This is a genomic window from Binatus sp. (SeqCode), from assembly GCF_049584895.1.
In the GTDB taxonomy this organism is placed as follows: Bacteria; Desulfobacterota; Binatia; order Binatales; family Binataceae; genus Binatus.
Genome location: NZ_JBAUYR010000054.1, coordinates 1 through 18,684, shown reverse-complemented (window position 1 = coordinate 18,684; position 18,684 = coordinate 1). Strand labels below are relative to the sequence as shown.

General features: G+C 61.4%; 21 protein-coding genes. 20 read left to right on the top strand and 1 reads right to left on the bottom strand.

What is annotated here, in order from left to right; all coding sequences use genetic code 11:
* The 8 genes from nusA to WB650_RS10495 all read left to right on the top strand — a co-directional run.
* A partial coding sequence (gene nusA / locus WB650_RS10530) for a transcription termination factor NusA (RefSeq protein ID WP_423960371.1) occupies nt 1–988 on the top strand: 988 nt, incomplete at its 5' end.
* Nucleotides 989–1,273 carry a YlxR family protein gene (locus WB650_RS10525; RefSeq protein ID WP_423960373.1) on the top strand — a complete coding sequence of 95 codons (285 nt, stop codon included), beginning with the start codon at nt 989–991 and terminating at the stop codon, nt 1,271–1,273.
* A 10-nt stretch (nt 1,274–1,283) separates the two neighbouring features.
* A complete protein-coding gene (gene infB / locus WB650_RS10520) occupies nt 1,284–4,226 on the top strand; it encodes a translation initiation factor IF-2 (RefSeq protein WP_423960369.1) in 2,943 nt (980 codons plus the stop codon).
* A 75-nt stretch (nt 4,227–4,301) separates the two neighbouring features.
* Entirely contained in the window at nt 4,302–4,574 is a 273-nt protein-coding gene (locus tag WB650_RS10515) for a DUF503 domain-containing protein (protein WP_423960368.1), read from the top strand.
* A 22-nt stretch (nt 4,575–4,596) separates the two neighbouring features.
* Nucleotides 4,597–4,947: a 30S ribosome-binding factor RbfA gene (gene rbfA / locus WB650_RS10510; RefSeq protein ID WP_422302077.1), complete on the top strand. Its 351-nt coding sequence runs from the start codon at nt 4,597–4,599 to the stop codon at nt 4,945–4,947.
* 232 nt (nt 4,948–5,179) lie between these two features.
* Nucleotides 5,180–6,337, top strand: coding sequence for a CaiB/BaiF CoA transferase family protein (locus tag WB650_RS10505; protein ID WP_422302079.1), 1,158 nt, complete (start codon nt 5,180–5,182; stop codon nt 6,335–6,337).
* 92 nt (nt 6,338–6,429) lie between these two features.
* Nucleotides 6,430–7,392, top strand: coding sequence for a virginiamycin B lyase family protein (locus WB650_RS10500; RefSeq protein ID WP_422302080.1), 963 nt, complete (start codon nt 6,430–6,432; stop codon nt 7,390–7,392).
* A gap of 128 nt (nt 7,393–7,520) precedes the next feature.
* Nucleotides 7,521–8,414, top strand: coding sequence for an SDR family NAD(P)-dependent oxidoreductase (locus WB650_RS10495; RefSeq protein ID WP_422302082.1), 894 nt, complete (start codon nt 7,521–7,523; stop codon nt 8,412–8,414).
* A 66-nt stretch (nt 8,415–8,480) separates the two neighbouring features.
* Here WB650_RS10495 and WB650_RS10490 read toward each other — a convergent pair whose 3' ends face one another.
* Nucleotides 8,481–9,491 carry an alpha/beta hydrolase gene (locus WB650_RS10490; RefSeq protein WP_422302084.1) on the bottom strand — a complete coding sequence of 337 codons (1,011 nt, stop codon included), beginning with the start codon at nt 9,489–9,491 and terminating at the stop codon, nt 8,481–8,483.
* Between the two features lie 165 nt (nt 9,492–9,656).
* On the opposite strand from WB650_RS10490, the gene WB650_RS10485 reads away from it, so the two are divergent.
* The 12 genes from WB650_RS10485 to WB650_RS10430 form a co-directional block, all read left to right on the top strand.
* Nucleotides 9,657–10,454: a methyltransferase domain-containing protein gene (locus WB650_RS10485; protein WP_422302086.1), complete on the top strand. Its 798-nt coding sequence runs from the start codon at nt 9,657–9,659 to the stop codon at nt 10,452–10,454.
* A 2-nt stretch (nt 10,455–10,456) separates the two neighbouring features.
* Complete coding sequence (locus WB650_RS10480; RefSeq protein WP_422302088.1) at nt 10,457–11,473, top strand: isoaspartyl peptidase/L-asparaginase family protein; 1,017 nt, start codon at nt 10,457–10,459, stop codon at nt 11,471–11,473.
* On the top strand, nt 11,437–13,176 hold the full coding sequence (locus WB650_RS10475; RefSeq protein WP_422302090.1) for an ArnT family glycosyltransferase: 1,740 nt from the start codon (nt 11,437–11,439) through the stop codon (nt 13,174–13,176). The genes WB650_RS10480 and WB650_RS10475 overlap by 37 nt, the downstream gene beginning before the upstream one ends.
* A 6-nt stretch (nt 13,177–13,182) precedes the next feature.
* Nucleotides 13,183–13,413, top strand: coding sequence for a hypothetical protein (locus tag WB650_RS10470; protein ID WP_422302092.1), 231 nt, complete (start codon nt 13,183–13,185; stop codon nt 13,411–13,413).
* Between the two features lie 322 nt (nt 13,414–13,735).
* Nucleotides 13,736–14,074, top strand: coding sequence for an FmdB family zinc ribbon protein (locus tag WB650_RS10465; RefSeq protein WP_422303253.1), 339 nt, complete (start codon nt 13,736–13,738; stop codon nt 14,072–14,074).
* Nucleotides 14,075–14,083: 9 nt separating this feature from the next.
* On the top strand, nt 14,084–14,341 hold the full coding sequence (locus WB650_RS10460) for a zf-TFIIB domain-containing protein (protein WP_422303254.1): 258 nt from the start codon (nt 14,084–14,086) through the stop codon (nt 14,339–14,341).
* 114 nt (nt 14,342–14,455) lie between these two features.
* Entirely contained in the window at nt 14,456–14,848 is a 393-nt protein-coding gene (locus WB650_RS10455) for an NADH-quinone oxidoreductase subunit A (RefSeq protein ID WP_324095939.1), read from the top strand.
* Nucleotides 14,849–14,858: 10 nt separating this feature from the next.
* A complete protein-coding gene (locus tag WB650_RS10450) occupies nt 14,859–15,377 on the top strand; it encodes an NADH-quinone oxidoreductase subunit B (RefSeq protein ID WP_422294686.1) in 519 nt (172 codons plus the stop codon).
* Nucleotides 15,378–15,381: 4 nt separating this feature from the next.
* Nucleotides 15,382–15,891 carry an NADH-quinone oxidoreductase subunit C gene (locus WB650_RS10445; protein WP_422303255.1) on the top strand — a complete coding sequence of 170 codons (510 nt, stop codon included), beginning with the start codon at nt 15,382–15,384 and terminating at the stop codon, nt 15,889–15,891.
* Complete coding sequence (locus tag WB650_RS10440) at nt 15,888–17,006, top strand: NADH-quinone oxidoreductase subunit D (protein WP_422303728.1); 1,119 nt, start codon at nt 15,888–15,890, stop codon at nt 17,004–17,006. Before WB650_RS10445 ends, WB650_RS10440 begins: the two co-directional genes overlap by 4 nt.
* A gap of 6 nt (nt 17,007–17,012) precedes the next feature.
* Nucleotides 17,013–18,203 carry an NADH-quinone oxidoreductase subunit NuoH gene (gene nuoH / locus WB650_RS10435; RefSeq protein WP_422303729.1) on the top strand — a complete coding sequence of 397 codons (1,191 nt, stop codon included), beginning with the start codon at nt 17,013–17,015 and terminating at the stop codon, nt 18,201–18,203.
* A 9-nt stretch (nt 18,204–18,212) separates the two neighbouring features.
* Nucleotides 18,213–18,684: 4Fe-4S binding protein (locus WB650_RS10430; RefSeq protein ID WP_423960362.1), on the top strand; the 472-nt coding region annotated here is incomplete at its 3' end.

The window sequence follows — 18,684 nt, the reverse complement described above, 5'->3', positions numbered from 1 at the left end:
AATCGTGCAGCGCTTCGAGCGCAAGAACATGATCGTCAATCTCGGGCGCACCGAGGCGATCCTGCCCGAGAAGGAGCAGATCCCGCACGAGCGCTATCGCCAGGGCGATCGCATCCGCGCGCTGATTTTGGATGTTGATCTTTCAGAGAAGGGATTGTCGATTGTCCTGTCGCGCACCTCGAACGACTTTTTGATGAAGCTGTTCGAACAGGAGGTGCCCGAGATTTACGAGGGCATCGTCGAGATTCGACAGAGCGCGCGCGAGCCGGGTGGACGCGCCAAAGTTGCGGTTTACTCGAAAGATTCGGACGTCGATCCGGTCGGCGCATGCGTCGGGATGAAGGGCACGCGCGTGCAATCCGTCGTGCAGGAATTGCGCGGCGAGAAGATCGACATCGTGCCGTGGACCGACGACCAGGCCGAGCTGGTATGCCGCGCGCTGGCTCCGGCGAAAGTCTCGAAGGTCATAATCGACGAGGACGAGCATGCGATGGAAGTGATCGTCCCCGACGATCAACTGTCGCTGGCGATTGGCAAGCGCGGCCAGAACGTGCGGCTGGCGCATCGTCTGACCGGATGGAAGCTCGACGTGCGCAGCGAGGCGGAGGCCGAAGAAGAGGCCCGATCGGCGCGCGCGTCGCTCAACGCGATTCCGGGCATCGGCGATATCAACGCGGAACTGCTCTACCAGTGGGGCTTCCGATCGGCGGAGCAACTGTCGGAGGCTGACGAGACGGCGTTCGATGTCGAGGGAATCAGCGCCGAGCGCGCGACTCAGATAATCAACGCGGCGCGCGATCACGTCGCGAGTAAGAAGGCAGCCGCTGCCGAAAAAGCCGCGGCTGCGGCCGAGGCTGCCGCAGAAGCGGCGCAGGCGGCGACCGAACTAGCGGCAGCCACCGAAGCGGAAGGTGCCGAGGCGGCCAGTGAGACCGTCGCGGAAGAATCCGCGCCGGCGGCGGCCACCGAAGATGCGGGAGAAAAATAACTGGCAAAGCCGCCCGAGCGTACTTGCATTGGATGTATGCAGCGCGACGCGAAGGCGGCGATGGTAAGAATTGCAGTCGTAAATGGTCACGTTGAAGTCGATTTCGAGGGACGAAGGGCAGGGCGCGGCGGCTACCTGCATCCGAAAGTTGAATGCGTCGAGCGGTTCGTCGGTCTAAAGGTTAAGGAATTTCGTGCGCTCCGGCGGAAAATCGATCGCCCCGAGCGCCTTGAAATAGCGGCGGCAATAAAACTCAGACTGGATAGAAACTCAAAGGTCGAATAGTATAACTCGGATGGCGCGAAAGCGGATCAAAACTCTTGCTACTGAATGGGGATTCCCGGTCGAGGATTTGCTCGCCGGATGTGCCCGCCTGAAACTCGGGCATACCCAGTCCGAGTCGAGTCTTCTCTCACCCGAAGAGGCCGACCGGCTGAAGGCTGACCTCGACGACCAGGCGCATCGTGCGACGATTCTGCGCCGCGAAACCGTGCTCGAAACGAGCAGCGGGAAGATTTTAGAGAAGCGCCTCAACGCCACCGTAATGCGCCGGCGTCATGCCGAAGGCGGCGCGCCCGCCGGCGGTGCGGACACGCCTTTCCATTTCGAAGTCGAAGAGAACCGCGACGATTCTTTCGTCTCGCCGTTTCTCAATGATTCACCGGCGGAGGCTGAGACTCCCGTCATGTTTGATACGGGGAACCATGAGCCGGCGCCAGTCGTCGAGCCGCCTCGTGCGCCCGAGCCACCCGTCGTAAGGCCTGAGCCCGAAATTGAAGAGATTGGCGAGGCCGACTACGAGGCTCATCCGCCCGAAGCTTCAGTCCATATCAAGGATGAGGAGCCTGAGCCCGAGCCTCGATTCGTGCCTGAGCCGGCGCCTGCACCTGTCGCCGTCGAAGCGGCGCCCGTGCCCGAGGCACCTCCGGCCGCGCCGGTGGCGCCGTCGTCGCGCTTTGGCTATCGGACCGATCGCGTGCGCCCGGCGGAAACGACGGAGCGTGGCTCGATCAATCTGACGCGCGGCTCTCAGACGGGGCCGACGCTGGACGACGGGCAGAAGGGACCGAAGGTCCTCGGCAAGATCGATCTCAGGCCCAAGGCTCCGCCGCCGCGGCCTGCGTCGCCCGGCGCGCGAACCGCCGCGGGCGCGCCGAGTGCGCGTCCCGGCCTCACGGGACGCTTCGCTCCGCAACAACAACAGCCGGCGCAGCCAGCCGACGGCGGGCCGCAGCTTACGCCCGATCAGCTCGCTGCAAACAAGCCCGGCGCCCGCGGCGGAATAAAGAAAAAGAAAGTCGTCAAGAAGGGCAGTACCGATCTCGCCGCCGAGCGGGAGATGCGCGGGCTGCGCGTGCCGAAAAAACGGCGCGCTCTTCCCGGCAAAGAACAGCGCAAGACCGAGATCACCACGCCCAAGGCCTCCAAGCGCGTGGTGCGAATCACCGAGGGCGTCACAGTTGGCGATCTCGGCCGCTCGATGGGTGTCAAGGCCGGCGACCTAATCAAGAAATTGATGGAACTCGGCCAGATGGCGACGCTTAACCAGGTGCTCGACGTCGACACCGCCACGCTGCTCGCGGGCGAGTTCAGCTACAGTGTCGAGAACGTCTCCTTCGACGCCGAGTCCGCGATCGAAGAGGCGCCCGAGGAAACCGTCGTCGGCGAGATGGTCACGCGGCCGCCGGTCGTCACCGTGATGGGCCACGTCGATCACGGCAAGACCTCGCTGCTCGACGCGATTCGCCACACCAACGTGACGGCGCGCGAGTTCGGCGGAATCACGCAACACATCGGCGCGTACACCGTCGAGGCCAACGGGCGCACGATCGCGTTCGTCGATACTCCCGGCCACGAGGCGTTCACTGCGATGCGCGCGCGCGGCGCCAAGGTCACCGACATCGTCGTGCTGGTGGTGGCAGCGAACGAAGGCGTGATGCCGCAGACGCAGGAGGCGATCAATCACGCTCGCGCAGCCAAGGTTCCGATCATCGTCGCGATTAACAAGATCGATCTGCCCGACGCAAATATAGACAACGTCAAGCAGCGGCTTACGCAGGTTGGCCTGGTGCCGGAAGATTACGGCGGCGACGTCATAACCGTCCCCGTGTCGGCTCGCACCGGCGCTGGAATCGACAAGCTGCTCGAGATGATCCTGCTGCAAGCCGACGTGATGGAGCTGAAGGCCAATCCGTCGCGACCCGCGCGCGGCACGATCGTCGAATCGCAACTCGATCGCGGACGCGGCCCGGTCGCCACCGTGCTCATTCAGGAAGGCACGCTCCATCAGGGCGATCCTTTCGTCAGCGGGACTTCGTACGGACGCGTGCGCGCGATGCAGAACCATCTCGGCCAGCGTCTCACCGAGGCTGGACCGTCGACGCCGGTCGAAATTTTCGGCCTCTCCACCGTTCCCGAGCCTGGCACCGTGTTCACTGCGGTGGTCGAGGAATCGAAGGCGCGGCAAGTCGCCGAGTATCGCCGTTCCAAGCAGCGCGAAGGCGAACTCACCAAGACCAGCCGCATCTCGCTCGAAGATTTAAGCCAGCGGCTCGCGGCAGGCGAGGTCAAGGAACTCAAGGTGATCCTCAAGGGCGACGTGCAGGGTTCGGTCGAGGCGCTTGCCGACGCGCTCGCGCGGCTCTCTACTGAAGAAGTGAAGCTCGAAGTGATTCACGCCTCAGCTGGCGCGATTTCAGAAACCGACGTGACGCTCGCGTCGGCTTCCAAAGCCATCATTATCGGATTCAATATCCGTCCCGAGCCGAAAGCTGCGAACCTTGCTGAGAAAGAGGGCGTCGAGATTCGCCTCTACACCGTTATCTACGAAGCGATCAACGACATGCGCGAGGCGATGGAAGGTCTGCTCGCGCCGACCTACCGCGAGAAGGCGCTCGGCCGCGCGGAAGTCCGCAAGATTTTCAACGTGCCGGGAGCCACCGTCGCGGGATGCATGGTGGTCGACGGCAAGATTGTGCGCAGCGCTCGCGCGCGGCTGGTGCGCGACGGCCGGCCGGTGTGGGAGGGCAAGCTCGCCACGCTCAAGCGCTTCAAGGACGATGCGCGCGAAGTCGCGCAGGGCTACGAATGCGGTATCGCGCTTGAAAATTTCAACGACGTGAAACCCGACGACATTATCGAAGCCTTCGAGATGGAAGCGATTCTGCGCAAGCTCGCCGCGCCCACTCCTCAGTCCGTGCGCGGTCAGCCGGCGGTCGAAAAGCAGCTTCAGCCTTAGAGTGCAGGTTGGTTGATCGTTCCGGGCGCGCCGCGTGCGCGTTGGCGGAGGGGGCGTATTATGGTCATCGGCATCATGCGACTGACCCTGTTTCTGCCGGAGAATCATTCGCTCAAGGGCAAGCGGCAGGTGCTGCGCGCGATCAAGGATCGCGTCCGCAACAAGTTCAACGTCTCGATCGCAGAGTCCGACAACCACGACATGTGGCAGCGCGCCGAATTGGGTATCGCGCAGGTCGGCAGCGATCGCGCATTCGTGGACAAGGCGCTGCGCGAGGTCGTGAACTTTATCGATTCGCTGGGCCTCGTCCCGCTCGGCGAAGAGCAGCTCGAGATAATCAACTACTGAGACCGGTGAAGGGTGAAAAACATTGCCTGAAGGTCGAAGACCGGAACGCGTTGCGGAAGCCGTGCTGAGAGAGCTATCGGGCCTGCTCGTGCGCGATCTGCGCGACCCGCGCCTGCGCGGAATCACGCTCACCGCCGTCAGGATGGACGACGACCTGCGCCACGGCCGCGTCTACTTCTCGCATCTCGAAGGCAGCGTGCGCGCACCCGCCGCAATCGCCGGCTTCAAGAGCGCCAGCGGCTTCATCCGCCGCGAACTCGGGAAGTCGCTAGGCCTTCGATACACACCAGAACTTGATTTCGAATTCGACCCCGGCCTCGAACGCGCCGCGCGGATCGACGCGCTCTTGAAGCAGTCGTCGCCCAAAGATTGAGAACACACACTTGATTTAATGTGAAACCCGCGGTGGGTTTCACACTTCCTTCGGCAGGGGTAACCCCTGCACCTTAGTATTAAGAAAGATTCGGGACTTGCAAAAAAATCGGCAAGTCTCGCATCAGGGAGAACGCTTAAGTTGTGAGGTAGCGCCGGGTTGAACTATAAGCATCACTTGGCTGCGAGATTTGATCGCTAATGCTCGGGGGAGCTTTTTCCCGGAGGCGTCGATGGGACCACTTGAAGGAATTCGCGTACTCGATTTGAGCATGGTGGTGTCGGGTCCGTTCTGCACCATGATGCTCGGTGACCTTGGCGCTGACGTGATTAAAATCGAGCCGCCAGATGGCGACGTGTCGCGGATGTTGTCGGGCAGGGAGCGTGGCGGGGTTACGGTCGCTATCCTCAACTGGAATCGCAACAAGCGCGCGATGATGCTCGACCTCAAGCAGCCTGGCGCCGCTGACGTGTTCCTGAAGATGGCTGAACAGGCGGATGTCGTGGTGCAGAATGTGCGCCCGGGAGTCGTCGATCGGCTGGGCGTCGGCTACGAGGCGGTCGTGGCGCGCAACCCAAAAATTGTTTACTGCTCGATTGCCGGCTACGGTTTTTCCGGGCCGTCGGTGAACAAGCCTGCCTACGATCCGATTATCCAGGGGATGGCTGGTGTGATGACGTCGCAGCGCACGCAGGGGCGGCCGCGCGCGGTCAAAAATATTCTCGGCGACAAAGTTACCGCGATGACGGCGGCGATCTCGATCCTCGCCGCGCTCAACGAGTCGCAACGCAGCGGGAAAGGACAGCATCTCCAGATCGCGATGATCGACGCGGTCGCTTACTACCTGATGCCCGACACGGCGTCGCGCCACACTTATCTGCCGCACGACGCTGGAATCGCGCCGTCGATGAACACGCTCGAGCCGTTTCAGACGGCCGACGGCTACATCACCATCGCCCCGCTGACCGACAAACATTGGACCGCGATTCTCAAGGCGGTCGGTCATCCGGAATGGTTCGAGGGCGACGAGCCGCGGCCGGACCGGGTGCGGAGATCGATCAAAAGCCTGATCACGTTGTTCCCGACGCAGCCCTCGGCGTACTGGCTCGAGCGTATCGAGGCGGCTGACGTTCCATGTGGACCGGTCAACGACTACGACTCGATTTGGAACGATCCGCAGTTCGTCGCGAACGAGACCTTCTTCGAATACCAGCATCCGCGGGCTGGACGTGTGCGCGCAGTGCGATCGCCCGCGCGATTCTCGCGCACCGAGCCCGAGCTATGGCGCCATCCTCCGGACCTGGGGCAGCACACCGACGAAATTCTCGGCGAGTTCGGATTCGGTACGGACGAGATTTCCGAATTGAGAGCAAATCGGATCGTCAATTGAGTCCTCGGTCGATTAGCCGCGCGCTTGCATTCTTAGTTCTCACCGCCGCGATCGCGATCGTGCAGGGATGTGCGTCCCGACAAACTGCGCCGTTGAACCAAGCGGCTGCAGTGGCCGCGGCGACTCCAGGCGCGAAGCCAACTCCCACCGGCGCGCCGATCGGCACGCATGCGCCCTATGCAATCACGGCGGGCCTCGACGGCAACTTGTGGTTCACCGAGTTCCAGGGCGACGGCATCGGGCGGATGACTCCGTACGGCGCCACCAAGCGATTCCCGATCGATCCCGACGGATTCGCCGAGCGAATAACCGCGGGCCCCGACGGCGCAGTGTGGTTCACCGACACGGTCGGCAACCGAATTGGCCGCGTCGCGCCCGATGGAAAAATCGCGTACGTCACGTTGCCTCATTCGGATAGCGGGCCGGCTGGTATCACCGCCGGCCCCGACGGAAATCTCTGGTTCACCGAGCATTCGGGCAATCGCATCGGACGGCTCACCACGACCGGCACTCTGAGCGAGATCAATTTGCCCAAGGGCACTGGACCGGCTGAGATAGTCACCGGCAGCGACCGCAATCTGTGGGTTGCCGAGGACACCGTGGATCGCATCGCACGCGTCACGACTTCGGGCAACGTGAAGGAATTTCAAATCCTGACGCCTCACGGTCAACCCGCGATGATGACTCTCGGCTCCGACGGGAGCGTATGGTTCACGCAGCCGCAGGCCGGAAAGATCGGCAGAATCACGCCCGACGGTTTCGTCACCGAGTTCTCGCTGCCAGCCGCCGGCGTGCCGCTTGGAATCACGTCGAGTGTCGACAAGAATCTCTGGGTCACTGTGATTCGCGCGCAAGTGATCTATCGCGTTACCCCGGGCGGTGAGTTTACGGCGTTTCCGATGCCCGCGAAGTCGATGGCTACATTCATCACGGCCGCTCCTGACGGCACGCTGTGGTTCACCGAACCCAACGGCAGAGTGGGCAGGATGACGACCGACGGTTACGTCAGAGAATATGTCTTCTCGAATCCATACAGCGAACACGTAGGAAAGTGACGCGCTGACAGCGTCGATGGCGCGTCTGTTCCGTTCGCCGAGTTTTGCGGTATAAGCGCTCTATCACACGAACCAAAACGCTCAGCGCGTTTGGATTCCGGCATTACGCCGCAAGGGAGAATTGAGCGATGGGCAAGCTCGACGGAAAAGTAGCCGCCATCACCGGCGGTGGTCGCGGCATCGGCCGCGGCATCGCGAGGGCATTCGCCGCGCAGGGATGCGCAGTTGTAGTCAACGATCTAGGCGTCACGGTCGCGGGGCAGAAAGAGACGCAATCGCCCGCCGACGATGTGGTGAAGGAAATCAAGGGCGCAGGCGGCAGCGCAGTCTCCAATCATATGGATATCGCCACCGTCGAAGGCGGCGAGGGACTCGTCAACCAGGCGATCAAAGAATTCGGCAAGCTCGACATCCTCGTGAACGTTGCCGGCATTCTGCGCGACCGCATGATCTTCAACATGTCGGAACAGGAATGGGACGACGTGATCAGGGTGCACCTGAAGGGGCACTACTGCACGATGAAGCCGGCGTCGGCGCATATGCGCGAGCGCAAGTACGGCAGGATCATCAACTTCTCGTCGAACTCGGCGCTCGGTAGTCCCGGCCAGCCGAATTACGCGGCGGCGAAAGCGGGAATCCTGGGGCTGACGTACTCGAGTGCGAACTCGCTGCACAAATACGGAATCACGGTGAATGCGATCATGCCGGGCGCGTCAACGCGCATGACCGACACGATCCCCGCGGGCCGGATGCCGGGCGCGACGGGAATCCCGCAGTCCGACAAGGTCGAAGGCACGCCACGCGATCCCGCCAACGTCGCGCCGATCGTGGTGTTTCTGGCCAGCGACGACGCCGCGAATGTCACCGGCCAATGCTTCGGCGCGTCGGGCTTCCGCATCATGCGCTATCGTCACATCGCGCCCGATAAGGTGCTCTACAACAACGGCCCGTGGAACGTCGACGAACTTTTCGACCGCCTCAAGAACACGCTGCTGGTCGATCTAAGCCAGCCGCGGATGTAGCTGTCGTGCATAAAACTAAACCTCTGGTCACCCTTCCCACATAAGGGAAGGGGCTAGGGATTAGGTTCAATGCCCCTTAGGCTTGGCGGCAGGCGGTTCAATATTGAAACTCGCGTCGAGGAATTTGACGACGCGCGCGGCATAGCCCTTCGGGTCCTCGAAGATTGCGTCGCCATGACCGCCCGCCGGCACCGTCCACATTTGCGCGTTGAAACCTGCGGCGTCGAGTAGCGCCTTGCCGTCCGCGAGCGGCGTCATCTGATCGTCGCTATCCTGAATGATGAGCAACGAGCAAGCGCCCAGGTTGCCCGCGTCCGTCGCGGGCGAGATCTTGTCCAGCGGCCGTCCGAACCACAATTGCGCTTCCCACATCACAGTTTTGACGAACGCAGGATTGAGCCGCGTCATCGACGGGCTGCGCATGAAGAGCTGCTCGAGGTTCGCGTAGGAACTGTCGGCGACGATCGCGGTGAAAACCGGCTGTTCGGCCTGCGCCATGATCACACCGGCGGCGCCTTCCCCGATTCCAAGCGCGGCAATATTCGTAAAGCCGTCGTCCATCAACGTACGCGCAGTCGCCAGCGCGAATTTGCGCTTCAGCATCCCCCAGTTGATTCCGTAACTCGGATCGTTGGAGCTGTAAGCCGCGACCACGGTATAGCCGGCGTCCAGCAGAAATTTGGCGTACGGGATCATCGCCGTTTCCGGCGCTCCCGCCGCCGGCACGAACACCACGACTTCGCGCCGCTTGCCCGGGAAATACCATCCGGTCACGCTGACCTGATGATGGCGGAATCCGTCCTCTTCGACCACGCCGCAGTCCAGGCGCTCCGGCTCGACTCCGAGCGCGGTTTGAATGTCCGTCATGGAGCCCCGCTTGAACGGCGGAACATGCTGTCCGAAAACGTCCTGCCCCCCGCGCCGCAGGAACTCCGGGTACATCATCGATCGTGAGACGAAAAATGCTGCCCCCATCCAAAGAATGATCGGAATGCTCAGCAGGATTGCGCCGGTGCCAAAAATGCGCCGCGGCCTGCGCTTCGGCACCGACGGCTGAGACTCGGAAGGATCACTCATCTGCTATGCTTGTGCACGATTACCGACACCACCGCAAGCGTTCGCAGGATTATTCGCGTCACCGTCCGGCGTATGCGAAAACCGATTTCCCTCGCCGACTCTTCGCGTGATCCGTGCTTGTGAGCGTTGCACTTGCCACTTATGCTGCGGGGCAGGGCGACGCTCATGGCTGATTGGGATCCTGAACTCTACAACCGCTTTCGTCGATATCGCGCGGAACCCGTCCGACATATTTTGTCGCGGCTGCAACTCGGCGATGACGAAAAAATCATCGACCTCGGGTGCGGGTCGGGTGAGAATACGCTCGAACTGGCGCGACGCAGTAAGCATGGATCGGCGCTCGGCGTCGATGGATCTCCCGCGATGATCGAGGCGGCGCGCAAACTGCTCGACGCCGAGCCCGCCGAGCTTAGGCGTCGTGTCTCATTCGAGCTGCTCAATGTCCCTGAATTTCGCGCCGATCGCGCATACTCGTTGATTTTCTCGAACGCTACCTTTCAATGGATCCCTGACCATCGCGCTCTGTTCGCCGCGTGCTTCGAGGCGCTCCGCCCCGGCGGAAAGATCGTGGTGCAGATGCCGGCTAACGAAACCGAAACCGCGAAGATGGAAATCGGCAGGCTCGCGCGCGAGGCGCCTTGGAACTCGATGCTCGGCGGGCGTGATCGCGCGTTTCACGAAGAGCCGCCGGAGTTCTACGCTGCGATGCTGGCGAGGCTCGGCTACGATCGAATCGACTGCTATCACATGACGTTTCACCATCCGATGGATCGCCCGGCCGACGTCGTTCAATGGTATCGATCGACCGGGCTGCGGCCTTTCCTCGACGCGCTGCCCAACGATCGTCACGACGAATTTCTGGCGCAGTTGACGACGCGGCTCAACGCGGCTTACGGCACTGCCGGCCCGATGACGTTCGACTTCAAGCGGCTGTTTATCTGGGGCCGCCGTCCCGGACCTTAAAAATGGCTCGCGCGCGCAATCTTCCCGCGCTCGTCGTGCACGGCGGTGCCGGAAACGCGGGGCCTGGCGCCGAGCGCCCGGAGCGCCGCCGCGGGATGATGGCCGCGATACGCCTGGGCGCCGGCATTCTGCGCGCCAAGGGCACCGCACTCGAAGCCGTCGTCGCGACGGTTGTCGCGCTCGAGGATCATCCGCTGTTCAACGCCGGCTACGGCTCGCTGCTCAACTCCGAAGGCAACGTCGAAATGGACGCCTCTGTGATGTTCGCCGAGCCTGTTTTTTCGGCCTCCAAACGTAGCGGCAAACGTTCTGATCGAACTCATTCCCACGACGCCGACTACAGCGTGTCAGCCGGCGCCGTTGCCGTGGTCAGCCGCGTGCGAAATCCAATCATGCTCGCGCGCGCCGTGATGGAGCATTCGCCGCACATCCTGATGGCGGGACACGGCGCGGAAAATTTCGCGCGAAAGGTCGGTATCCGGCTCGTCCGGCCCGAGGAAATGATCACCGAGCGCGCGCGCGAGCGATGGCGCGTGCGAAAGGAGCAGACTGGGATGCTCGAAGCCGAGGCCGCCGCGCGCGCCGCGATGGGCCACGGCACAGTCGGCGCGGCTGCCGTCGATGTGCACGGCGCGATCGCGGCCGCGACCTCGACCGGCGGCGTCCCCGGCAAACTCTTCGGACGCGTGGGAGACTCCGCTCTGATTGGCGCGGGAACCTTCGCACACGCACTCGGGGCGGCCTCGGCGACGGGGCAGGGCGAGGCGATCATCCTGACCGCGCTCTGCCGCGAGGCGGTCCTGGCGCTCGCAGACAGCACCCCCAAGGTCGTCGCGCGCGAGGCGATCGCCGAGATGATCGACGCGACCGGCGCGGAGGCGGGAATAATCCTGGTCGACGGTCGCGGCAGAATTGGCTACGCGCACAACGCCGCTTCGATGCAAGTGGCGCGGTACGATCCTGCGGGCGGCATCCAGCATCTGTGGCTCGATCCGATCGCGACGGCCCGCCGTCCGTGACTCTCGCGCAAGTTGATATTCTTGCGAATCCGCGCCGCGCGTTCACGCGTCTCGCGACGCTCGCGCTCGCAGCGTTGTTCGCCTTCATCGTTCTAGCGCAGGGAATCAGCGCGCCGTTTCAAAAAGATGCGGAGCCGCAATCCGCCGAATGGATTCAAAGCATCGTCCGCGACGGCCACTGCCTGATTCCCGCCGACGCGTACGGCTATACCGATCGCAAACCTCCCCTGTTCTATTGGCTCTCCGCAATCATCACAAAGGCCAGCGGCGGTATCGTCGACGAAGTCCGCGCACGCGCCATTTCTGTCGTAGCAGGCACCGTGCTCGCGGTGAGTGTCCTCGCATGGACGGTCGGGAATGTCGGCACCTCCGAAGGATGGCTCGCGTTCCTGCTTTTAATGGGCACCTACGGATTCGCGTCGCGCGCAACCGAAGCGCTGACCGACATGCTACTGACGTTGCTGCTGTTCGCCGCGTACTCGGCGATTTATCCTATGCTCGAGGCACCTGCCGCAGAATCGCCTGTCTCGACGCGCAGGAAAATATTCGTGGGCGTGATCCTTGGGCTGGGAATTTTGACCAAGGGTCCGATTGCGATCGTGCTGTGCGCTCTCGCCGCGTCGATCTATCTGCTGATCGAGCGGCGCAATCCAATCGCGATTCTGCGACATCGATGGCCCTGGCAAGTCGTCGCGATTGCGGTCGCGATCGGCGCAATTTGGTACGTGCCCGCCGCGGTCGTCGGCGGCCACAAGATCGTGAGGATTATTTTCGCCGAGAATTTCGGGCACTTCATGCCGGCACGACTCGGCGGCACGGGCGAAAGCTATCGCCCCTTCTATTTTATCGCCGCGCGATTACTCGGCGGCGCTTTCCCGTTGACGCTGCTGATTCTGCCGGCAGCGCTAGCCTTCTACACCGGCGAGATCTCTGTCGAGAAGCGCCGCCCGGTGATCTACCAAATCAGCATGTCGCTCGCGGTGCTGCTGTTTTTCTCAATCGCGAGCGTCAAGCGCGACGACTACATCCTGCCTGCGCTACCAGGAATAGCGATTCTATGCGCATCGGTGTTCACGCTGGAGGTTCGCGGCGCCGCCGCGAAGCTGCGCGACGTAATCGTTGCAGCGTTCGTCCTCGCCCCGATCGTCGCAATTCTTTACCTCGCGTTTTTCCGCGACCACACGCCGAATGTAACCCTTCAGTCGAGCGACTCTGCCTACTTCGCACTCTTCAAGTCCGTGCGCTGGGCGAGTCCCGTCTCCGATCTGTTCGACGTTTGGTTGATCGCCGTGACTATCGAAGGATTCATCCTGAGCAGGCGGCCCCGCCGTAGTGCTCTTGGAACCGGCCTTGCGTTCGCTCTCACCGCACTCGTTCTTTGTCTGTTCTGGACCATGACGATGCGAATCCGTCTCGCCGAAATGCGCAGCGTGAAGAGTTTTGTTCCGATCGTCGCCGATCACGTCAAAGGCGATCAGCTATGCATCCCGAACGGCATCAACTACGAGCTCTCGTATTACTACGGCGGAGCGGTTCCCGATCTCACGAATCCGAAGTGCGCCTATCTGTTCGCGACCCCGCGCGAGTTGGACGCGATGACGTCTGATTATCGCGCGCGCCTCAAACTCGTCGCGAAGTCCAATTTAATCGGTGGCGGTGGCCCTCCCGCGCTATTTGAAATTGCGCCCGAAGCCGCTAAATAGAAGGCGATGGCCGACCGCACTGAACAAGCTGAACATGCGATTAGTGCGCTGATGCGCTTCGTCGTCTCGCTCATCATCCCGATTTGGGCACTTGCGATGCTCGCGCTCGGCATCGAATACCGCTCGATTTGGTGGCTTGGATGCGGGCTTGCGGTCGGCGCGGTCGGGCTGCTCTTCATGGTTGGCAACCCATTGGCAAAGCCAGTGCTCGACATCCGGGAAACCTGGCGGAAGTGAAACGCGGGGCTGCGCGCCCCGCACCCGCGGCAGGGGTGACCCCTGCACCCAGTATTCGCAAAGCCGGATGCGGGCTGACGCCCTGTTAGGAAGTTTGGGCGCGAGGACGCGAAGCGGACTCGTGTCCAGCGGCGCCAGTACACCTCGACCTTTCTCCCTGAAATAGTTCTAAGAGGCCGTAAGGCCGCATCTTCTCTTTTCTTAATACTGGGTGCAGGGGTCACCCCTGCCGGGGGTGTGGGGCGCGCAGCCCCGCCTTCGATTCCCGCCCGCGCTGGGCTGAATTGCGGGCTGTGCTGCGGCAGGATATTCTTTAGATCCGATGCCGATTTTTGAGTACGAATGCGCGCGATGCGGGCTCGTGAGTTCGCACGTGGTGATGGGCTCGTCGCGACGGCGCGAGCGTCTCGGCTGTCCTCAGTGCAAATCGGCGCGGTTGCGGCGCGTCATGTCGTCGTTCGCGGTAGTCGAGAGCGAGTCGTCGAGGCTTGCGAGTTTCGACGCGTCCAAGCCGCGCGATGACTCCTTCTATCGCGACTCGCGCAACGTTGGACTGTGGGCAAAGAAACGCGCCAAGGAGATGGGCGTCGATCTTGGCTCGAAGTTCGAGGCGACCGTCGAAAAAGCACGCAGTGGCAGGCTGATCAAGGAGATGACCTGAGGGCGGGATATGGCGGATGAAAAGAACCGGCTGGGCGGGAAGCTGCACGACGTCGAGGCGGCGCGGGAAAATCAGTGGGCTCGGCAGCGCGACGAAGAGTTGCTCGAGAAGATGCGCGAGCGATTGCACGATCACGTTTGTCCGAAATGTAAGCAGGTTCTGGTCGCGAGGACCGAGAACGGGGTTCACCTGCATGCCTGTCCGGACGGACATGGCGCGTGGCTTGAGGAGCCGGCATTGAAGTCGCTGCTGAAGGAGCACAAATAAATTAGCATCGCGTTGATTTGAATTAAGCCTTGCTTAACCGAAAACATCCACCGATGAAGCGATCCTTCTTGACAGCTTGGCCCAGTCCAACTAATCAGGACTCGGTAACATCATATGTATCTTAATTTTGGCGTGCCTCTCGCCCTTACGATCATCGGGATCGGCTTCGTGGCGCTGATGTTCGGGCTGCAGAAGCTGCTCGCGCCGCAAAATCCGTATGATCGCAAGCTGATCCCCTACGAATGCGGTGAGCCGCCGACCGGCCGCGCCTGGATTAATTTCAACGTTCGCTTCTACCTGATTGCTCTGATTTTCGTGGTGTTCGAGGTCGAAGTCGCGTTCGTATATCCGATCGCTGCCGTTTACCTCGACTGGGTGCGCTCGGGACGTCGCCTCTACGCACTCAGCGAGATTTTAATTTTTCTGCTGATCCTGTTCGTCGGCCTGGTTTACGTTTGGGTCAAGCACGACCTCGAATGGATCAAAAAAGTACCGGTCGAAGACTGAGGTTTGTCTTATGCCCCTGTTGAACACACTTCCCGATTACGTCTTGACCACCAAGACGGACGAACTGCTGAACTGGATGCGCAAATCGAGCATCTGGTACATGCTGTTCGGCCTGGCTTGCTGCGCGATTGAGCTGATGCATACGGGCGGCCCGCGCGCTGATATCGATCGTTTCGGCGCGACGCCGCGCGCGTCCGCGCGCCAGTCTGATTTGATGATAGTTGCAGGCACGCTGACTTTGAAAATGGCGTTGCGCACGCGGCTGCTTTACGATCAGATGCCCGACCCGAAGTACGTCATCTCGATGGGTTCGTGCGCCAGCTGCGGCGGACTCTTCCAGCTCGCCTACTCGGTCTGCGACGGCGTCGACAAGATTCTGCCAGTCGATGTGTACGTTCCAGGATGCCCGCCGCGTCCCGAAGCGCTGACCGAAGGCCTGCTCAAATTGCAGGAGAAGATGATGACTGAGCGGTGGTTGGTGCGCTCGCCCAACGGCAACGGCAATGGCAAGCAGGTGGCCGCTGCCTGAAACGATGGAGTCGCTTCAAATACTCGAACGGGTCAAGAACAAGTTCGGCGACCGCGTGCTGGAAACTTCCGAGAAGAAGCCCGATCCATTCGTGGTCGTTGACCCAAAAGCTATCGTCGAGATCGGGAAGTTCATGAACGAGGATCCCGAGCTCGCGATGGACTGCCTATCCAACGAGACCGGGGTCGACTACAAAGACCGCATCGAGGTGGTCTATCACCTGTTCTCTTACTCGAAGCGGCACGGCGCGGTGTTGAAGGTGAAGCTGCCTCGCGACAACCCAAGCATCGCGACGCTCGAGGGCGTGTGGAAATCGGCGAACTGGATGGAGCGCGAAATTTTTGATCTGATCGGCGTGAATTTCGAAGGACATAGCGACATGCGGCGAATCCTGATGCCGGAGGATTGGATCGGTCATCCGCAGCGCAAAGATTTCGTCGAGCCCGCCGAATACCACGGAATTTCAACCGTCAGGGAGAGCCCGATAATCCGGCTCGACACCAAAAAGAAATGAGCACGCTGCACACCGAAGAAATGACGCTCAACATGGGCCCGCAGCATCCGTCGACGCACGGCGTGCTGCGCTTCGTGGTGCGGGCCGACGGCGAGGTGATGCGCGAGGCGATCCCGGACGTCGGCTACCTGCATCGATCGATCGAGAAGATTGCGGAAAAGGTCGGCTACCACGGCTTTATGCCGTACACCGATCGCGTCGATTACGTATGCGCGATGTTCACCAACCAGGGTTGGGGCATGGCGTGTGAGAAGCTCGCGGGAATCGAAGTGCCCCATCGCGGCGAGTACTGTCGCGTGATCGCGGCGGAGTTCAATCGACTCGCGTCGCATCTGCTCTCGGTCGGTGCAATGGCGATGGATATCGGCGCGGTGACGCCGTTCACCCATGCGATCCGCGAGCGCGAGATGATCAACGACTTGATCGAAGAGCTGTGCGGCGCGCGGCTCACGTTCAACTACATGCGAATCGGCGGCGTGGCGTGGGACCTGCCGCCCGGATGGCGTGAGAAGGCGCTCGCGTACCTCGATCATTTCGATCCGATCCTCGAGGAATACAACGCGCTCATTTCGTGGAACAAAATTTATATCGAGCGACTTGCGAACGTCGGCGTGATCACGCCCGCGGAAGCGATCAATTACAACCTGGTCGGGCCGAACCTGCGCGCGTGCGGAATCAAGTGGGACATCCGCAAGGACATCCCCTATTCGGTGTACCCCGAGTTTGAATTCGACGTGCCGATCGGCGACGGCCATTGGGGCAAGCTCGGCGACTCGATGGATCGCTACGTCGTGCGGATTCGCGAGATGGCGGAGTCGTCGAAAATTCTGCGGCAGGCGCTGCAGAAGATTCCGGGCGGCCCGGTGCTCGCGAAAGTCGCGCGCAATTTCAAGCCGCCTGCCGGTGAATGCCAGATTCGGCTCGAGAGCGGACGCGGCGACATGGGATGGTACGTCGTGAGCGACGGCACCGGATATCCGTGGCGAGTGCACGTCCGGACAGGGTCGTTCGCGGCGATGGGAATCATTCAGAAGCTCAGCGCGGGACTGATGATCGCGGACCTGGTCACTCTTATCGCAAGCCTGGACGTGATAGCGCCGGAGATCGATCGTTAATCCTCGATGGACACGTTGGTAAAAAATCTGATCGCGTCGGGCGCGTTCGGCAAGAGCGCCTCGCCGCACCTGGTCGCCGCGATCGTCGTGTTCGTGATGAGCGCGGTGGTCTTCCTCGGCGTCGCATTTCCGTTTGCGGGAATCGTGAGCTGGGCCGAGCGCCGCGTGTGGGCGCGAATCCAGTCGCGCGTCGGTCCCAACCGCGTCGGACCGCAGGGCTTCCTGCAGTGGCTGGCTGACGGCGTCAAACACGTCTGCAAGGAAGACATCATTCCCGACGAGTCCGACGCCCCCCTGTTCAAGATGGCGCCGTACCTGGTGATGCTCGCGTTCACCCTGCCGTGGGCGGTGATGCCGTTCTCGTCGTCGCTGATTCTCGCTGACCTCAACGTCGGCATCCTCTATATGACGTCGGTCACTGCGCTCACCGTCGTCGGCGTGTTGATGGCGGGATGGGCCTCGAATGACAAGTGGTCGCTGATCGGCGGAATCCGCTCGGCGGCGCAAATAGTCAGTTACGAAATACCGGCCGGGCTCTCGATTTTTCCCGTCGTGCTGATGACCGGCACTTTGTCGATGCAGGGAATCATCCGCGCGCAGGGCTGGGCTCCCCAGCATTGGTTCCTGTTCGCGAATCCATTCACCTTCGTCGCGGCGAACATCCTCTATATATCTGCGCTAGCCGAGGGTAATCGCACTCCGTTCGATTTGCCCGAGGCCGAGTCCGAATTGGTCGCGGGTTTCGCGACTGAGTATAGCGGCATGCGCTACCTGTTTTTCTTCATGGCCGAATGGGGAAACCTGTTCATCATCGGCGCGATCATCGCGACCCTGTTCCTCGGCGGCTGGCAGTTCCCGCACGTGACGAAAAGCGTAGTCGCGATGAATATACTTGAGGCGATTACCTTCAACGTTAAAGTACTATTCCTGGTGTTCGTGTCGATGTGGATACGCGCGACCCTGCCGCGAGTGCGTATCGATCAGCTAATGACGCTTTGCTGGAAATACTTCGTGCCGATTTCGTTTGTGAATATGATCGGAACCGCGGTGTGGGTAGCCATTTGGCCCGATGGCACTACCATAATGGGCTATATCATGTTGGCCGCGGCGCTCGGGCTCGGCGCAGTATTCACTCAGCGGGTAATATACTATCTCAGGCGTTCGCGGATGGAAGTATACTTCAATCCGACTATATAGAGGCTATTGATGAGCGCGGTTTCGGAATACGTAGGAAATATTAAAGACGCAGTCACGAGCATCTTCGAGGGCATGGCGGTGACGGCGTCGCATTTCATGCGCAAGCCGTACACGGTCCAGTATCCGGACCGGATGCCGGTGCGCGTGCAGGACACGCTGCCGTTTCGTTATCGCGGAATCCTGGAAGTCGATCTCGAAATCTGCACCGGATGCCTGGCGTGCGAGCGCGCCTGCCCGATCGATTGCATCGTAATCGTGGTCGACAAGGATCCGCAGACGCGCCAGATGCTGCTGTCGCAGTTCGACATCGACATCGCAAAGTGCATGTACTGCGGGCTTTGCAGCGAGCCGTGCCCGACCGGATCGATTCATCACACTACGGAATTCGAGGGCGCGGATTTCTCGCTCGAGAGCCTGATGCGCCGCTTCATCAAGGAACCTATTCACGCCTACAAGGCCAAGAAGGGTCCCGAGACCGATC